This window comes from Glycomyces endophyticus (assembly GCF_039531525.1).
Classification (GTDB): Bacteria; Actinomycetota; Actinomycetes; order Mycobacteriales; family Micromonosporaceae; genus Glycomyces; species Glycomyces endophyticus.
The window spans coordinates 737,015-751,791 of record NZ_BAAAQF010000004.1; the positions used below are offsets into that span (position 1 = coordinate 737,015).

Here is a 14,777-nt window from a genome sequence, read left to right on the forward strand (position 1 = left end):
AACCGCGCCGGGCGCGGCGGCGTCGAAGCGGTCGGCGGACCGCGCGGTCAGACCCTGAGCGAGCGGCCCCCGTCGACGACGAGGGTCTGGCCGGTCACATAGGAGGCCGAAGGCGCGCAGAAGAACACGGCCGCGGCCGCGACCTCCTCGGGTGTGCCGGGGCGGCCCATCGGGCCGTCGAGGCCCTGCTGGAGCTCGGGCACGGTGGAGGACCCGGTGCGGATCAGGCCGGGGGCGATCGCGTTGACGGTGACCCCGTCGGCGACGACCTCGGTGGCGAGGGCCTTCGTCAGGCCGGTGACGCCCGCCTTCGCGGCGGCGTACGCGGCCTCGGCGGGGACGGCGTTGACGACGCCGGCGGTCGCCGCGACGTTCACGATGCGGCCCCAGCCTCGTTCGGCCATCGGCTGCACGAACGCGCGCGACACCAGGAACGCGGTGTCGAGGTTCCGCGACAGCTCCGAACGCCAGTCCTCATAGGACAGCTGGGCGACGGGCTTGACGACCGCGGGGTCCGTCTTGGAGGTGAGGCCCGCGTTGTTCACGAGGATGTCGACCTCGCCGACCGCGTCGGCCACGGCGTCGGCCAGGCCGCCCACCTCGGCCTCGTCGGTCAGGTCCGCGACGAACCCGACCGCGTCGATCTCGCCGGCCCGCTCGTGGATGCGCTTGGTCGTCGACACGATCGCCACCGTCGCGCCCGCCAGCCGCAGCCGCGTCGCGATCGCCATCCCGATCCCGTCGGGCGCGCCCGCACCGGTGACCAGCGCGACCTTCCCGGCGAGCGAGTCCAGCTGCTGGAGCCTCCCGAGTTCCGTCAGCGGGCCCTGGCCGGCTGAGGGGAGGTCGATCACCTCGGCGAGGCCGTCTTCGAACGATTCGAGGCTCGGACGCGGTTCATTCATGCGGGCAGTCTCTCACGCTCCCCCGACCAAACGGACCACCGCCGGGCCGAACCGCGCGAAACCGCTCCATCAGTGCGATCCGCGGCGCCGGAAGGCTTCTCCCGCAAGGGAGCAGCACGGCGGAGGACGGGCCGGCCGGGACGCGGAGCCGCACCGGGCGGACGGGCCGCGGCGGCGCTCGGGCCCGCGGTCGCGGTCGCCGGGACCGGAGCGGCGGATCGGCGACGGGGCGGCCCGGGACGCGGCGCGGCGTGGGACCATCGGGGGATGGAGCCGCACCTGGGCCCGGTCCTGACGGCGCTCGCGCGCAGCGCCGTCGCGACCTCGTTCGACCGGCGGCCGCCGCGGGCCGCCGAGCTCCTCGCCGACGCGCCGCCCGCGCTCGCCGAACGGGCCGCGACCTTCGTGACCCTGGAACGCGAGGGCAGGCTCCGCGGCTGCATCGGCACCCTCACCGCGCTGCGGCCCTTGGGACTCGACGTCGTCCGCAACGCCCGCCTCGCCGCCCGCGACCCGCGGCTGCCGCCCGTGGCGGCGGAGGAGGTCCCCGGCCTCACCGTCAAGGTCGCGGTGCTCACCCCGTCCGAGCCGCTGCCGGCGCGGGACTTCGCGGCGCTCCTCGACGGCCTGCGGCCCGGCGAGGACGGCCTCACGCTCAGGGACGGCGACGGCCGCCGCGCGACCTTCCTGCCGTCGGTGTGGGCGACCGCCCCCGACCCGCACCGGTTCGTCGCGGCCCTGCTCCGCAAGGGCGGCTGGGCCCGCGGCCTGTGGAGCGGCGACCTCCGCTCGGCCCCCTGGCCCGAGGGCCTGCGGGCCGAGCGGTACGGCAGCGCCGACTACGTCCAGGCGCCGTGACGGTCTACGACGGCAGCGCGACCAGGGCGCCCTCGGCGGTCTTGACCGCCGAACCGGACACCGAGACCGACACCGGGACGCCGGCCTCGACCACGACCTCGCCGAACAGCGAGGAGGGGCGGCCGATCTCGGCGCCCTGCGCGATCTCGTAGGCGTGCACGCCGTCGCCGGCGATGAGGCCCGCGTCGACCAGGTGCACGCCGAGCGCCACGGCGGCCGAGCCGGTCGCCGGGTCCTCCCCCACGCCCACGTGGAACAGGCGCGCGTGGACCGCGGCGGTCTCGGGGTCGAAGCTGTAGACGTAGACCTTGTCCAGGTGGCCGGGCACGTCGACCGCGGCGGCCACGTCCGCGTCGGCGACCCGCACGAAGTGGTGGTCGAGCCCGGCGCTGGCGGTCTTCGGGGTGCCGAGGACCCGGTCGGGGCCGAGGCCGAGCGCCGCGGCGGCGGTCGCGCGGTCGAGTTCGGGGCCGACCGCGATCGCGGTGGACGTGAGCTTCGCCGCGTTCCCGTCGACGGCGACGGTCATGAGGCCCGCGCCGCACTCCTGGACGACCCGGCCGTCGGCGGGGGCGACGCGGCCCGCGGCCACGGCGGCGACCGCGGCGCCGATCGTGGGATGGCCCGCGAACGGCAGTTCCTCCGCAGGGGTGAAGATGCGCGCGAGGTAGTCGGCGCCCGGATCGGTTGCGGGGAGCACGAACACGGTCTCGGAGAAGCCGAACTCCTTCGCGATCGCCTGCATCTGCGCGGTGGCGAGGTCGCGGCCGTCGTAGACGACGGCGAGCTGGTTGCCCGCGTACGGGCGGTCGGAGAAGACGTCGTAGATCTCGAACGGAAGCGTCATGCCGCACTTATAGCTCGCCGGCCTGAGCGAGCGCTGGGTAAGGCTACGCTCACCTTGGTGTCCGCGGGCGTCTGGCTACGATTGGGGCATGTCTGACAACGCCGCCGTCGTCGAGGCCGTACACGAAGCGCTCTCGCACGTCAACGACCCCGAGATCCGCCGTCCGATCACCGAGCTGGGGATGGTCGACACCGTCGTGGTCGAGGGCGGCCGCCTGTCCCTGACGATCCTCCTCACCGTCGCGGGCTGCCCCATGCGCGACACGCTCCAGCGCGACGTCGCGGCCGCCGTCGACGGGGTCGCGGGCGTCGACGAGCTCGAGCTCGAGTTCGGCGTCATGAGCGAGCAGCAGCGCGCCGACCTCCAGGTGAAGCTCCGCGGCAACGCCGGGGCCGAGCCGGTGATCCCGTTCAACCTGCCCGAGTCGCGCACGCGCGTGTTCGCGATCGCCTCCGGCAAGGGCGGCGTCGGCAAGTCGTCGATGACGGTGAACCTCGCGGCCGCCCTCGCGCAGAAGGGCCTGTCGGTCGGCATCGCCGACGCGGACATCTACGGGCACTCGATCCCGCGGATGCTCGGCGTCGAGGGCGCGCCCACGCAGGTCGAGGACATGATCATGCCCCCGCAGGCGCACGGCATGAAGGTCATCTCGATCGGCATGTTCACGCCTGGGAACACCGCGGTCGTGTGGCGCGGGCCGATGCTGCACCGGGCCCTCCAGCAGTTCCTCGCCGACGTCTACTGGGGCGACCTGGACGTGCTCCTGCTCGACCTGCCGCCCGGGACCGGCGACATCGCGATCTCGGTGGCGCAGCTCCTGCCGACCGCCGAGCTCGTGGTCGTGACGACCCCGCAGCAGGCGGCCGCGGAGGTCGCCGAGCGCGCCGGGGCGATCGTGACCCAGACGCACCAGAAGCTCGCGGGCGTGGTCGAGAACATGTCGTGGATGGAGCTGCCCGACGGCTCCCACATCGAGCCGTTCGGCTCCGGCGGCGGCAAGACCGTCGCCGAGGCGCTCACCCGCGACGTCGGCGCCGACGTGCCGCTGCTCGGCCAGATCCCGCTCGACCCGAAGCTCCGCGAGGGTGGCGACTCCGGCGTGCCGCTGGTGATCTCCGACCCCGACTGCGAGGCGTCGCGGGCGATCCGCGCGATCGCCGACCAGCTGGCGGTCCGGAAGGTGTCGCTCGCGGGCAAGCGGCTCGGGCTCAGCCCGGTCTAGGACGGGCCCGAGGACGCTCCGACCGGGACGGCGGCCGCCTCGCACGGGGGGCCGGTCCGTCCGGGCGCACACGCGATGGCGGCGGCGCCGGCCCTCTCGGGTCGGCGCCGCCGCTTTCATCTCCCGGTTTCCTCGAAAGGAATCTGCCCTGAGACGGCTCGGTCTCAGGAGAGCTTGCGGACCGTGACGGCCGTGCCGTAGGCGCAGACCTCGGTGCCCATGTCGCGGGCGTCCGACACGTCGAAGCGCATCATGACGACACCGTTGGCGCCCAGGGTCTTCGCCTGGTCGATCATGCGGGTCAAGGCCTCCTCGCGCGAGGCGGCGAGGGCCTTGGTGAGGCCCTTCAGCTCGCCGCCGAGGATCGACTTGAAACCCGAGCCGATGTCGGAGAACATGTTCCGCGAGCGGACCGTGAGCCCGAAGACCTCACCGTGGGCCTCCAGGACCTCGTAGCCCGCCACGTGCTCCGTGGTGGTGACGACGAAACCCGACGCGGTGGGATTCGCACCGCCGAACTCTCCGACATAGTCCATGCGGTTCACGGTATGCGGCATCGGCGGCCCGCGCGTCGGTCCGGAGAACGAAACCGCCCCTCATGCTCAGGCATGAGGGGCGGTACTCAGGTACTACGCGGCTACTGGGCGCTGTGGAGGGCGGCGTTGAGCTCGCCCCACGTGCCGCTGCGCGGCCGCACCTCGAGGACGCCGGTCTGGGTGTTGGTCCAGAACTGGAGGTCGTCCTTGCCGGAGAGGGCCGCGGCCTTGACCACGGTCCCGTCGGGGAGGGTGACCTTCGAGCCGGCGGTGACGTAGCAGCCCGCGGCGACGACGCAGTTGTCGCCCAGGGAGATCCCGATGCCGGAGTTCGCGCCGAGGAGGCAGCGCTCGCCGATCGAGATGACCTCCTTGCCGCCGCCCGAGAGCGTCCCCATGATCGAGGAGCCGCCGCCGATGTCGGAGCCGTCGCCGACGACGACCCCGGCGGAGATGCGGCCCTCGACCATCGAGTTGCCGAGCGTCCCGGCGTTGAAGTTCACGAAGCCCTCGTGCATGACCGTGGTGCCCTCGGCGAGGTGCGCGCCGAGGCGCACACGGGAGGCGTCGGCGATGCGGACGCCCGCGGGGGTCACGTAGTCGGCCATCGGCGGGAACTTGTCGAGGGACTTGACCTCGAGCGTCCCGCCCTCGGCGCGGAGCCGCAGGCGGGCGTCGCCGACCGCGTCGGCGGGCACCGGGCCGTGGTTGGTCCAGGCGTTGTTCGGGAGGAGCCCGAAGATGCCGGAGAGGTCGATCGTGTGCGGGGTGGCGAAGCGGTGCGAGAGCAGGTGCAGGCGCAGGTAGACGTCGGCGGTGTCGACCGGCTCCTCCGCGAGGGACTTGACGAGCACCGAGACGCCCTTCGAGCGCGTCCCGGTCGGGTTCTCCCGGTCGATCTCGGGAGCGGCCACGCCGGTGGGGGCCTCGCCGAGGCCGAGGCGGGTGAACCACACGTCGAGGACCGTGCCGTCGGGGGCGACCGTGGCCACGCCGACTCCCCAGGCTGCGTCAGTCAGGAATTCACTCATCCTCAGAGCCTATCCACGCGGCGGGTATCGTCTGCGGATGTGATGGTTTTGAGTGAGGCAGTCCTCGCCGACCCGGTCGAGCTGACCAGGGCCCTGTGCGACATCCCGTCCGTGTCCAGGGACGAGGCCGCGATCTGCGACGCCGTGGAGGCGGCTCTCAAGCCCTTGGGCCACTTGACCGTCGAGCGGGTCGGGAACACGCTCGTGGCCCGCACCGAACTGGGACTCGGCCGGCGCGTCATGCTCGCCGGGCACCTCGACACCGTCCCGGTGAACGACAACTTCCCCACGCGCACCGATGGCGACGTGATGTGGGGGCTGGGCACCTCGGACATGAAGTCGGGCACCGCGCTCGCGCTGTGGATCGCGGCCACCGTCGAGCGGCCGAGGTTCGACCTGAGCTTCGCGTTCTACGACTGCGAGGAGATCGAGGCCGCGGCCAACGGGCTGAACCGGCTCTCGCAGACCCGCCCCGAGCTGCTCGCCGCGGACTTCGCGATCCTCCTGGAGCCGACGTACGGCCTGGTCGAGGCCGGGTGCCAGGGGACCATGCGGGTGCGGGTGACGACGCGCGGGAAGCGGGCCCACTCGGCGCGGTCCTGGAAGGGCGAGAACGCGATCCACCGGCTCGCGCCGGTGCTGGAGCGGCTCACCTCCTACGAGGCGCGCGAGGTCGAGGTGGACGGCTGCGTCTACCGGGAGGGCCTGAACGCGGTGTACATCGGCGGCGGCGTCGCCGGGAACGTCATCCCCGACGAGGGCTGGGTCGACGTGAACTTCCGCTTCGCGCCCGACCGCGACGAGGCCGCGGCCGAAGCCCATGTGCGCGAGGTGTTCGCGGGCTTCGACGTCGAGGTCTCGGACACGGCGCCGTCGTGCCGCCCGGGCCTGGACCGGCCCGAGGCCGCCGAGTTCGTGGCCGCCGCCGGCGGCGAGTTCCGCGCGAAGCTGGGCTGGACCGACGTCGCGCGCTTCGCGACGCTGGGCATCCCCGCGGTGAACTTCGGGCCGGGCGACCCGAACCTCGCCCACAAGCAGGACGAACGCGTCGAGATCCCGCGCATCCGCGAATGCGCGGCGGCGCTGCGAGCCTATGTGGAGGCAACATGACCGAGCGCCGGATCATCGGCGGCGACCACCGCATCACCGCCGACCAGCACCTGCTGGACGTCGCCCACGAGGAGGAGTGGAAGCAGCGCGCCGCCTGGCGGATCATGAAGTTCCAGGCCGAGTTCGTCGAGGGCTTCGACGCGATGGAGGAGGCGGACCTGGGCGACGCCGTCGGCGTCTACGGGTCGGCGCGCACCCCCGTCGACTCCGAGGAGTACAAGCTCGGCGTCGAGCTGGGCCGCAAGCTCGGCGAGGCCGGGTTCTCGGTCATCACCGGGGGCGGGCCCGGCGCGATGGAGGCCGCGAACCGCGGCGCGGCCGAGGCCGGCGTCAAGTCGGTCGGGCTCGGCATCGAGCTGCCGTTCGAGCAGGGCATCAACGAGTGGGTGCACATCGAGCTGGACTTCAAGTACTTCTTCGTGCGCAAGGTGATGTTCCTGAAGTACTCGTGCGGGTTCTGCGCCCTGCCCGGCGGGTTCGGGACCATGGACGAGCTGTTCGAGGCGCTGACCCTGGAGCAGACCGGGAAGGTCGGCAAGTTCCCGATCGCCCTGATCGGCACCGACTACTGGGGCGGCCTGGTCGACTGGCTGCGGGACTCGATGCTGGGCCAGGGCAAGATCAACGCGAAGGACGTGGACCTGCTCATGGTCACCGACGACCTCGACGAGGCCGTCGACCACATGAAGCAGGCCAACCGCCCCTGAGCGGGGCCGCGCCGGGGCCGGTCCGGACCGGCGCGGCCGCCCCGGTTCAGAGGCTCCGGTTCAGAGGCTCCGGTGCGGGGCCTTCGGCGGCTTGTCGCCCTTGATCGCCGCGACCATGTCGAGGACCTCGCGGGTCGCGGCCACGTCGTGCGCGCGGAAGACCCGCGCGCCGTTCCAGGCCGAGACCGCGGTGGCCGCGAGGGTGCCGTTCAGGCGCCGGTCGACCGGCAGGTCGAGCGTCTCGCCCACGAAGTCCTTGCGGGACAAGGCGACCAGGACGGGCCAGCCGGTGCCGGCGAGCTCGTCGAGGCGGCGCGTCAGGTCGAGCGAGTGGTACGTGGTCTTGCCGAAGTCGTGCGTCGGGTCGATGAGCACGCCGTCGGCGCGCACGCCCGCGGCGACCGCGGCCTCGGCGCGGTCGACGAGCTCGGTGCGGACCTCCTCGACGACGTCCTTGTAGACGGCCTTCGCCGCGACCGTGCGCGGCTCCAGCCCGCCGGTGTGGGAGACGACGAACCCCGCGCCGGTGTCGGCGGCGACCTCGATCACCGTCGGGTCCCATCCGGCCCACGTGTCGTTGATGAGCTCGGCCCCGGCCGCGACCGCCTCGCGGGCGACCTCGCCGCGCCAGGTGTCGACGGAGATCACGAGCTCGGGGTGGCGGTCGTGGACGGCCGCGATGAACGGCACGACCCGGTCGATCTCCTCGGCGACCGAGACCTCCGGCCCGTCGCCGGCCTTCACGCCGCCGATGTCGACGATGTCGGCGCCGCTCGCCACCGCGCTGTCCACGGCGGCGACCGCCGCGTCGAACGCGAACGTCCGCCCGGAGTCGTAGAACGAGTCGGGCGTGCGGTTGACGATCGCCATCACCGCGTAATCGCCGCCATCGAACACCCGTCTGCCAAGTCTCAGAGCACGCATCCGTCTATGCTGACAGCCGCGCCAGCCACCCGCCAGGCACATCGACGCCTGCGCGGCAGCAAATGAGCTCAGGAGGAGCATCATGCCCCGCTTCGACCGGTCGCACACCGACGACCTCGCCGCGTTCATCCAGGCCAGCCCCACCCCCTACCACGCGTGCGCCGAGGCGGGCCGCCGCCTGGAGGCGGCCGGATTCACACGCCTGGACGAGACCGAGACGTGGCCCGCGGCCGACGGCGCGCACTACGTGGTCCGCGACGGGTCGATCATCGCGTGGCGCGGACGCGCGGACTTCGACGCGTTCCGCATCTTCGGCGCGCACACGGACACCCCCACGTTCAAGGTGAAGCCGAGGCCGGACACCGGCAGCGCGGGCTGGAAGCAGATCGCGGTCGAGGTCTACGGCGGTGTGCCGCACCAGACCTGGCTCGACCGGGACCTGAGCGTCGCGGGCCGGCTCGTCCTGCGCGACGGCGCCGAGGTGCTCGTGCACGTCGACCGGCCGCTGCTGCGCCTGCCGCGGCTCGCGATCCACCTCGACCGCGGCGCGAACGAGGGCCGGGCGCTCGACCCGCAGACGCACCTCACCCCGATCTGGGGGCTGGGCCAGCCGTACGAGGGCGAGTTCCTGGAGTTCGTCGCGCGCGAGGCCGGGGTGGACCCCGACGACGTGCTCGGGCACGACCTGTTCACGGCCGCGCTCGACGCGCCCGCGTACCTGGGCAAGGACGAGGAGCTGTTCGCGGCCTGGCGCCTCGACAACCTCACCAGCACCCACGCGGGCGTCGCCGCGCTCGTCGCCGCCGGGGACACCGGCGCGAACCTGCCGGTCCTGGCCTCGTTCAACTACGAGGAGACCGGCTCGATGACCTACTCGGGCGCGCAGAGCCCGTTCCTGGAGACCGTGCTGCGGCGCCTGGCCGGGGACGACTTCGGCCGGTACGCGGCCGTGATCGCGCGCTCGGGGATGATGTCCTCCGACACCGGGAACTCGGTCCACCCGAACTACCCCGAGAAGCACGACCCGACCCACCGGCCGATCGCGGGCGGCGGCCCGATGATCAAGGTCAGCGCGAACCAGCGCTACGCGAGCGGCGCCGAGGAGGAGGCGCTGTTCCGCCGCGCCGCCGAGCACGCCGGCATCCCGTGGCAGTACTACGTGAACCGCAACTCGATCCCCGGCGGCACCACCATCGGCCCGATCTCCGGCACGCAGCTGGGCATCCTCACCGTGGACGTCGGCCTCCCGATCCTCTCGATGCACTCCGCGCGCGAACTGTGCGGCGCCGACGACCCGGGCCACCTCGCCGATCTGGCGCTGGGCCTCTTCGAGCACTAGCGCCGCAGGTCAGGTGCCCCAAAAGTAGTGTGCGGTCAGTGAAACAGTGTTTCACTGACCGCACACTACTTTTGGCACTGCTCAACGGACCCGAGCGACGCCGGGCCGGCGCGCGCGGCGGGCCTCCCCCGCCGGTCCGGCGCCGATGCTCGATCGCCGAGCGGTCGCCGAGCGGGACTGTCGCATTCGCGCTCCGCTCCGGTCTCCTCACGCGGCGCGGTCCCCCGGTATGGTGGTGTCGACCACGGCACCCCTGGGGAGGCGGCATTGACTTGGCGGACCGAACTCGAGCGGGCCGCGGCGCGGCTGCGCGACGCCGCCGGGGCCGCTGACCGGGCCGAGCGGCTGCTGACCGACGCGGCCTCGCGCCTGGCCGCGGACGACACCGAGCGCCGCAGAACCGAACTGGCGCAACGGCTCGGCGCCGCCGCCGCGAGCGCCGCGAACGGCTGGCTCGGCGACGACCTCGCGGCCGTGAACCCGAACACGCCCCTGTGGACCGAGACCCCGGACGGCGAGGCCGTGCGGATCGGGACGGCGCTCCTCGACGGCGAGCCCGCGTTCCCCGCCCTGACCGGGCTCCTCGGCAAGGGCCACCTGGTGTGCGCCGGCGACGCGGCCGACCCGCGCGTCGCCGGGATGCTCCAGTCGCTGCTCGTTCGGGTCGCCGCCGCGCACCCGAACCTCGAACTGTCCCTGGTGGACGGCGTGACCCTCGGCCAGGTGTTCGCGCCCGCGACCGCGCTCGTCGACGCCGGGATCGCGACCACGGTCGCGACGGACCACCTCGCGCTCGGGCGGGTCCTCACCGCCGCCGAGAAGCGGCTCACCGAGCTGCGCGACGTCGCCGCGCGCGGCCGGTCCATCGCCGACCGGCCCTACCACCTCATCGTCGTCGCCGGACTCCCGCCGGAGGTCGGCAAGTCCACGCGCGAGCGCCTCGCCGCCCTCGCGCACGCCGGGCCCTCCGCCCGCTGCCACCTGGTGCTGTGCGGCTGGCGCAACCTCCCGCATCGCGAGGCCCTGCCCGCGATCGAGCACGCGACCTACGTCGACGTCGGCGACGAGGTCCGCCTCGGGACCCTGCCGCTGCCGGTGGTCCTCGACGCCCCGCCGGCGCCCGCCTTGGCGCGCGCGGTGTTCGGGTCGCGCGCGCAGCAGCGCCGCGAAGCGGGCGAGCTGTCCGTCGCCGACCTCGTGCCCGAGCGGCAGTGGACCGAGTCCAGCCGGAACGGCCTCACCACCGTCATCGGCCGCGACCAGGCCGGGCACACCGCCGGCGGCGACGTCGAGGTCTCCTTCGACGACGCGACCCCGCACTGGCTCATCGGCGGGCGCACCGGCGGCGGCAAGACCGTGTTCCTCCTCGACGTCCTCTACGGACTCGCGACCCGCTACTCCCCCGACGAGCTGGAGCTGTACCTCCTCGACTTCAAGGAGGGCGTCTCGTTCACCGAGTTCACGCCCTCCCCGCTCGACCCGTCGTGGATCCCGCACGTGCGGGCCGTCGGCGTCGAGTCCGACCGGGAGTACGGCGTCGCCGTCCTCGGCGCGCTCCGCGCCGAGCTGACCCGCCGCGCCGGGCTCATGAAGCGGGCCGGGGCCACCAGGCTCGCGCGCCTGCGGGAGCTGCGGCCCGACGTGCGGCTCCCTCGGATCGTGGCCGTCGTCGACGAGTTCCACGTCCTCTTCGCCGGGAACGACCGCCTCGCGGGCGAGGCCGTCGCGCACCTGGAGGAGCTGGCGCGCAAGGGCCGCTCCTACGGCGTCCACCTCGTGCTCGCCTCCCAGACCATCTCCGGCATCGAGGCCCTCTACTCCAAGAAGGACTCCATCTTCGGGCAGTTCCCGCTCCGCGTCGCCCTCCCGGGCGCCAAGCACCTCCTCGACGAGGGCAACGACGCCGCCGTCGAGTCGGTCGGCCAGGCCGTCATCAACGACGCCGGGGGCCTCAAGGGCCGCAACCGGACCTGCAGGTTCCCCGACGCCTCCAGCGCCGACGACCTCCTCGCGCAGCTGCGCCGTGACCTGTGGGCGCGGCGCGACTCCGACGAGGAGCCCGTCGTCTTCCGCGGCTTCGACGAGCAGCACCTCGCCGCCGACCCCCGCTTCGGGGCGCTCGCCCCCACGCACGCGCCGCGGGCCCTCATCGGCCGCGCCGTCGACGTGCACATGTCCACCGTCGGCTACCAGTTCGACCGCAGCCCCGGACGCCACCTCGCCGTCGTCGGGACCTCCGTCGTCGCGGCCGACGTGCTCACCTCCGCCGCGGTCTCCCTCGCGCGCCAGCACGAGCCGGGCAGCGTCGAGTTCCAGGTCGCGGCCACCGCCGCGGGCGCCGAGGAGCTCGCCCGCGACCTCGTCGAGGAGCTGAAGGCCGCCGGCCACGACTGCCGCGAACTCGAGCCGGGGACGATCCTGACCGCGCCGCGCGGCAAACCGGTCTACCTCGTGTGGTTCGGCGCCGACGGCGCGGACGGCCAGCCCGGGACGCTGCGTGACCTCCTCCTGCACGGCCCGGCGACCGGCGCCCACGTCATCGGCTGGTGGCGCGGCGCGCGCCGGTTCCTCGACGACATCGGCGGGTCCGCCGGCCGCGAGCACGTCGCCGGCGTCGTCGCCCTCAACATCGCCGCGAACGACCTCGCCGCGATCACCGGCGGCTACGAGCGGTCCTGGGACGCGCGCGCCAACCGGTGCCTGGTCATCGACCGGCACGCGGGCACCGAGACCCTCGCGGTCCCCTACGTGCGGCCCGGCCGCCTGGACGAGGTGGTGGAGACCCGATGAGCCTGAGCGCCTACGAAGACCTGGTCCACGAGCTCGCGCGCCTCGACGCCGACTCGGCGGCGACCACCGCGCAGGCCGCGCGGCGGCTGGAGCGCCGCAAGGCGGCGCTCGCGTCGGTGCGGTCCGAACTGGACGCCGCGACCTCGCGCGTGGCCGAACTGTGCTCGACCCTGCGCCAGTCCACGCCCGACCTCATGCCGTCCTCCGCGGTCGAGGAGGCCGAAGCGGCCGTGGACGACCCGGACACCGCGCTCGCGCACGCCGAGACCGCGCTGCGCGAGGCCGAGCAGTCCCTGCGCGCCACCGTGCGCGCGGCCCAGCGGCCCACGCTCCTGCCGGACGTGCACCACGTGGTCCGCGAACTGCTCGTGTACGGCTCCTGCATGATCGCCTGCCTCATCGGGCAGCTGATCTACCTCGCCGCCAGCGGCGGCGGGGGCGAGGCCGCCTGGTGGGTCATGTTCCTGCCGCCGGTCATGGCCGCGCTGGTGGGATATCTGCTGGTCGGAGCCGCCAACCGGCCCCGCCTGCCGCTGACCGACCGCAACGGAAAGCCCGTCAAGGCGGTCGTCCCCCACAACCCGCGTCTGGGAGTGACCCTCGCGGTCTGCACAATGGCGCTGTTCGCCTATTTCGCGTTCTTCGCTTAGAGCTGCTTGGAGGGAACCGTGGGTTTCGTGCTCCCGGTCATCGTCGCCGTCATCGGCGTGTGGATCGCGTTCTCGATCGTCGTGTGGGCCACCGGCCGCGACACGCTGCTGGACCTCGCCCCTGCGGGCGCCCCCGCCGGGCTCGGCGACGGCGAGCCCGTCGACGAGGCCGCGATCGGCGCCGTCAGGTTCGACACCGGCGCGCGCGGCTACCGCACCGACCAGGTCGACGCCGCGCTCACGCGCCTGGCCTGGGAGATCGGCCGCAAGGACGAGCAGCTCGCCGCGCTCCGCGCCGAACTGGCCGCCGACGGCGGCGCCGAGGAGCGGGCCGCCGAGGCCGAGGCCGAGGTGCTCGCCGCCGACGACGAGGGCGTCGCGCCCGCGGGCGGGCCCGTGGACGACGCGGTCGAGGCCGCCGACGAGCCCGTCGAGGAGCCGTCTCAGGAGGCGTCCCTCCGGCTCGCGGAGGAGGCCGACACGGACGGCGACGGCGCCGGACGTGAGGCAGGGCGCGAGGACGAAGGTGAGCAGACGCCGCGCGACCGGCCGTGATGGGATATGCCCATGCGTTATTGGCTGCTGGTGTTGAACGAGGACGAGTACGCGGAGCAACAGGCGTACGAGGTCGAGGCAGTGGAGCCCGGTGCGGCCCTTCCCGACGGGGCCGCCGACGGCGACGAGGTCGCGCTGGCCGGCCCCGAGGGCGTCTTCGCCCTCGGCGAGCTCGACGGCCCCGCGATCGCCTACCGGCGCCGCCTGGAGGAGCCCGAGCAGACCGCGGAGAGCGCCGCGGCGGCCGATCGCACGAAGGACGCCGCGGGCGCCGTCGCGGGCGGCTGGACCGCGCTCACGCCGGACGCCTGGGAGGACCTGGTCCGGACGCTGCCGACCCCCGAGCGCCGCCGAGACTGGCTCGTGACGCTGTCGATGCCGATCGAGGCGGTCGACAAGGCCGAGGCCGTGCGCCAGTTCTGGTCCTACATCCGCTCGCTCGGCCCCAAGGAGCTGCCGACGTTCGTGTCGCCGTACGGGCGCGAGATCGAGGGGACCGCGTTCCTGCTGGGGTCCGAACACGAGCAGGATCCGGAAGAGTAGTCAGGGGGCGGGACGGATCAACACGATTCGGCAGTATTCCAGGACTCTGTGCAGGCGGATCGAACATTCGCAAATCGGGTGTCCGATTTAAACGCTTTTAAGCACTTTCTCCGCAACTTTGTCACATACTCGGAGGGGCGAGTTGGCTCTCGGCCTGCGGATCGGGGAAACTTGATCTAGCAACGTCGAGTCGCAACCTGCGGCCTTGGATCGAGGGGAGACGAATATGGCGGCCATGAAGCCGCGGACCGGCGATGGTCCGTTGGAGGTTACCCAGGAGGGCCGCGGCATCATCATGCGGGTGCCGCTGGAAGGCGGTGGCCGACTTGTGGTCGAGATGTCGCCGGAAGAGGCCGAGACCTTGAACAAGGAACTCCAGGGCGCCCTCGAGTAACGGCACCCAGCCACCCCACTCGGCGGTCGCCCCGCCGCCGGTCCGGACTGAGGACCCGCTGCACGCTCCCGTGAAGCGGGTCCTTGACTCTGTCCGCCGACCGACCGGAGTGGACGAGCCGTCACGAGGCGAGCGGGAATCGCAGCGCGGGTGAAGGGGCGGCAAATGCGGCATAGACTCTTCCCATGACTTCCGGCACCCAGCCGCCCCAGGCAGATCCGGGCGACCAGTGGCGACCCCAGCAGCCATGGCAGCAGCCCGCGGCCGAGCCGCAGCCGCCCGCGGGCGCCTACGGCGACCCGAGCGGGTCCGTGCCGCCCGCGGCCCGCGGCGGCCAGGTCGGCACCGCCCCGGCGGCGCCGCGGC

15 protein-coding genes and 1 pseudogene are annotated in these 14,777 nt (G+C 73.2%); 11 read left to right on the plus strand and 5 right to left on the minus strand.

Annotated elements, in window-relative coordinates:
- Positions 1-47: 47 nt before the first annotated feature.
- Positions 48-731, minus strand: coding sequence for an SDR family NAD(P)-dependent oxidoreductase (locus tag ABD419_RS06555; protein WP_425555953.1), 684 nt, complete (start codon positions 729-731; stop codon positions 48-50).
- Positions 732-1,172: 441 nt separating this feature from the next.
- Between ABD419_RS06555 and amrA the strand changes: the two genes are divergently transcribed.
- Positions 1,173-1,763, plus strand: coding sequence for an AmmeMemoRadiSam system protein A (gene amrA, locus ABD419_RS06560; protein WP_344483365.1), 591 nt, complete (start codon positions 1,173-1,175; stop codon positions 1,761-1,763).
- Positions 1,764-1,767: 4 nt separating this feature from the next.
- Here amrA and ABD419_RS06565 read toward each other — a convergent pair whose 3' ends face one another.
- The gene (locus ABD419_RS06565) at positions 1,768-2,610 is read right to left on the minus strand and encodes a PhzF family phenazine biosynthesis protein (protein ID WP_344483368.1); all 843 of its coding nucleotides are present in this window, start codon (positions 2,608-2,610) and stop codon (positions 1,768-1,770) included.
- Positions 2,611-2,698: 88 nt separating this feature from the next.
- On the opposite strand from ABD419_RS06565, the gene ABD419_RS06570 reads away from it, so the two are divergent.
- A complete protein-coding gene (locus tag ABD419_RS06570; RefSeq protein ID WP_344483371.1) occupies positions 2,699-3,832 on the plus strand; it encodes an Mrp/NBP35 family ATP-binding protein in 1,134 nt (377 codons plus the stop codon).
- A gap of 164 nt (positions 3,833-3,996) precedes the next feature.
- On the opposite strand, the gene ABD419_RS06575 is transcribed toward ABD419_RS06570, so the two are convergent.
- Complete coding sequence (locus ABD419_RS06575) at positions 3,997-4,368, minus strand: YbjQ family protein (protein ID WP_344483374.1); 372 nt, start codon at positions 4,366-4,368, stop codon at positions 3,997-3,999.
- Between the two features lie 101 nt (positions 4,369-4,469).
- Positions 4,470-5,399: a DapH/DapD/GlmU-related protein gene (locus ABD419_RS06580; RefSeq protein ID WP_344483377.1), complete on the minus strand. Its 930-nt coding sequence runs from the start codon at positions 5,397-5,399 to the stop codon at positions 4,470-4,472.
- A gap of 42 nt (positions 5,400-5,441) precedes the next feature.
- On the opposite strand from ABD419_RS06580, the gene dapE reads away from it, so the two are divergent.
- Both dapE and ABD419_RS06590 read left to right on the plus strand, forming a co-directional pair.
- A complete protein-coding gene (gene dapE / locus ABD419_RS06585; protein ID WP_344483380.1) occupies positions 5,442-6,509 on the plus strand; it encodes a succinyl-diaminopimelate desuccinylase in 1,068 nt (355 codons plus the stop codon).
- Entirely contained in the window at positions 6,506-7,216 is a 711-nt protein-coding gene (locus ABD419_RS06590; RefSeq protein WP_344483383.1) for an LOG family protein, read from the plus strand. The genes dapE and ABD419_RS06590 overlap by 4 nt, the downstream gene beginning before the upstream one ends.
- Positions 7,217-7,276: 60 nt before the next feature.
- Here the strand turns inward: ABD419_RS06590 and folP are convergent, their stop codons facing one another.
- Entirely contained in the window at positions 7,277-8,140 is an 864-nt protein-coding gene (gene folP / locus ABD419_RS06595; RefSeq protein ID WP_344483386.1) for a dihydropteroate synthase, read from the minus strand.
- 82 nt (positions 8,141-8,222) lie between these two features.
- Between folP and ABD419_RS06600 the strand changes: the two genes are divergently transcribed.
- From ABD419_RS06600 to ABD419_RS06630, 7 genes and pseudogenes are all read left to right on the plus strand, one after another.
- Entirely contained in the window at positions 8,223-9,479 is a 1,257-nt protein-coding gene (locus ABD419_RS06600; RefSeq protein WP_344483389.1) for a M18 family aminopeptidase, read from the plus strand.
- A gap of 267 nt (positions 9,480-9,746) precedes the next feature.
- Positions 9,747-12,269, plus strand: a complete 2,523-nt coding sequence (locus ABD419_RS06605) for an FtsK/SpoIIIE domain-containing protein (protein WP_344483392.1) — start codon at positions 9,747-9,749, stop codon at positions 12,267-12,269.
- A complete protein-coding gene (locus ABD419_RS06610; RefSeq protein WP_344483395.1) occupies positions 12,266-12,919 on the plus strand; it encodes a hypothetical protein in 654 nt (217 codons plus the stop codon). The genes ABD419_RS06605 and ABD419_RS06610 overlap by 4 nt, the downstream gene beginning before the upstream one ends.
- An 18-nt stretch (positions 12,920-12,937) precedes the next feature.
- The gene (locus ABD419_RS06615; protein WP_344483398.1) at positions 12,938-13,474 is read left to right on the plus strand and encodes a DivIVA domain-containing protein; all 537 of its coding nucleotides are present in this window, start codon (positions 12,938-12,940) and stop codon (positions 13,472-13,474) included.
- Between the two features lie 12 nt (positions 13,475-13,486).
- Positions 13,487-14,017 (plus strand): hypothetical protein, encoded by a 531-nt coding sequence (locus tag ABD419_RS06620; protein ID WP_344483401.1) that lies wholly within the window; start codon positions 13,487-13,489, stop codon positions 14,015-14,017.
- A gap of 226 nt (positions 14,018-14,243) precedes the next feature.
- The gene (locus tag ABD419_RS06625; RefSeq protein ID WP_091053443.1) at positions 14,244-14,411 is read left to right on the plus strand and encodes a DUF3117 domain-containing protein; all 168 of its coding nucleotides are present in this window, start codon (positions 14,244-14,246) and stop codon (positions 14,409-14,411) included.
- Between the two features lie 185 nt (positions 14,412-14,596).
- Positions 14,597-14,777: pseudogene (locus ABD419_RS06630) on the plus strand (LppU/SCO3897 family protein); the annotation flags it as partial.

What these genes read in the sequence shown, in the direction of transcription:
- ABD419_RS06555 (WP_425555953.1), bottom strand. Translation starts at nt 731, where the DNA reads ATGGCGATCGCGACGCGGCTGCGGCTGGCGGGCGCGACGGTGGCGATC.
- amrA (WP_344483365.1), top strand. Translation starts at nt 1,173, where the DNA reads ATGGAGCCGCACCTGGGCCCGGTCCTGACGGCGCTCGCGCGCAGCGCC.
- ABD419_RS06565 (WP_344483368.1), bottom strand. Translation starts at nt 2,610, where the DNA reads ATGACGCTTCCGTTCGAGATCTACGACGTCTTCTCCGACCGCCCGTAC.
- ABD419_RS06570 (WP_344483371.1), top strand. Translation starts at nt 2,699, where the DNA reads ATGTCTGACAACGCCGCCGTCGTCGAGGCCGTACACGAAGCGCTCTCG.
- ABD419_RS06575 (WP_344483374.1), bottom strand. Translation starts at nt 4,368, where the DNA reads ATGGACTATGTCGGAGAGTTCGGCGGTGCGAATCCCACCGCGTCGGGT.
- ABD419_RS06580 (WP_344483377.1), bottom strand. Translation starts at nt 5,399, where the DNA reads ATGAGTGAATTCCTGACTGACGCAGCCTGGGGAGTCGGCGTGGCCACG.
- dapE (WP_344483380.1), top strand. Translation starts at nt 5,442, where the DNA reads ATGGTTTTGAGTGAGGCAGTCCTCGCCGACCCGGTCGAGCTGACCAGG.
- ABD419_RS06590 (WP_344483383.1), top strand. Translation starts at nt 6,506, where the DNA reads ATGACCGAGCGCCGGATCATCGGCGGCGACCACCGCATCACCGCCGAC.
- folP (WP_344483386.1), bottom strand. Translation starts at nt 8,140, where the DNA reads ATGCGTGCTCTGAGACTTGGCAGACGGGTGTTCGATGGCGGCGATTAC.
- ABD419_RS06600 (WP_344483389.1), top strand. Translation starts at nt 8,223, where the DNA reads ATGCCCCGCTTCGACCGGTCGCACACCGACGACCTCGCCGCGTTCATC.
- ABD419_RS06610 (WP_344483395.1), top strand. Translation starts at nt 12,266, where the DNA reads ATGAGCCTGAGCGCCTACGAAGACCTGGTCCACGAGCTCGCGCGCCTC.
- ABD419_RS06620 (WP_344483401.1), top strand. Translation starts at nt 13,487, where the DNA reads ATGCGTTATTGGCTGCTGGTGTTGAACGAGGACGAGTACGCGGAGCAA.
- ABD419_RS06625 (WP_091053443.1), top strand. Translation starts at nt 14,244, where the DNA reads ATGGCGGCCATGAAGCCGCGGACCGGCGATGGTCCGTTGGAGGTTACC.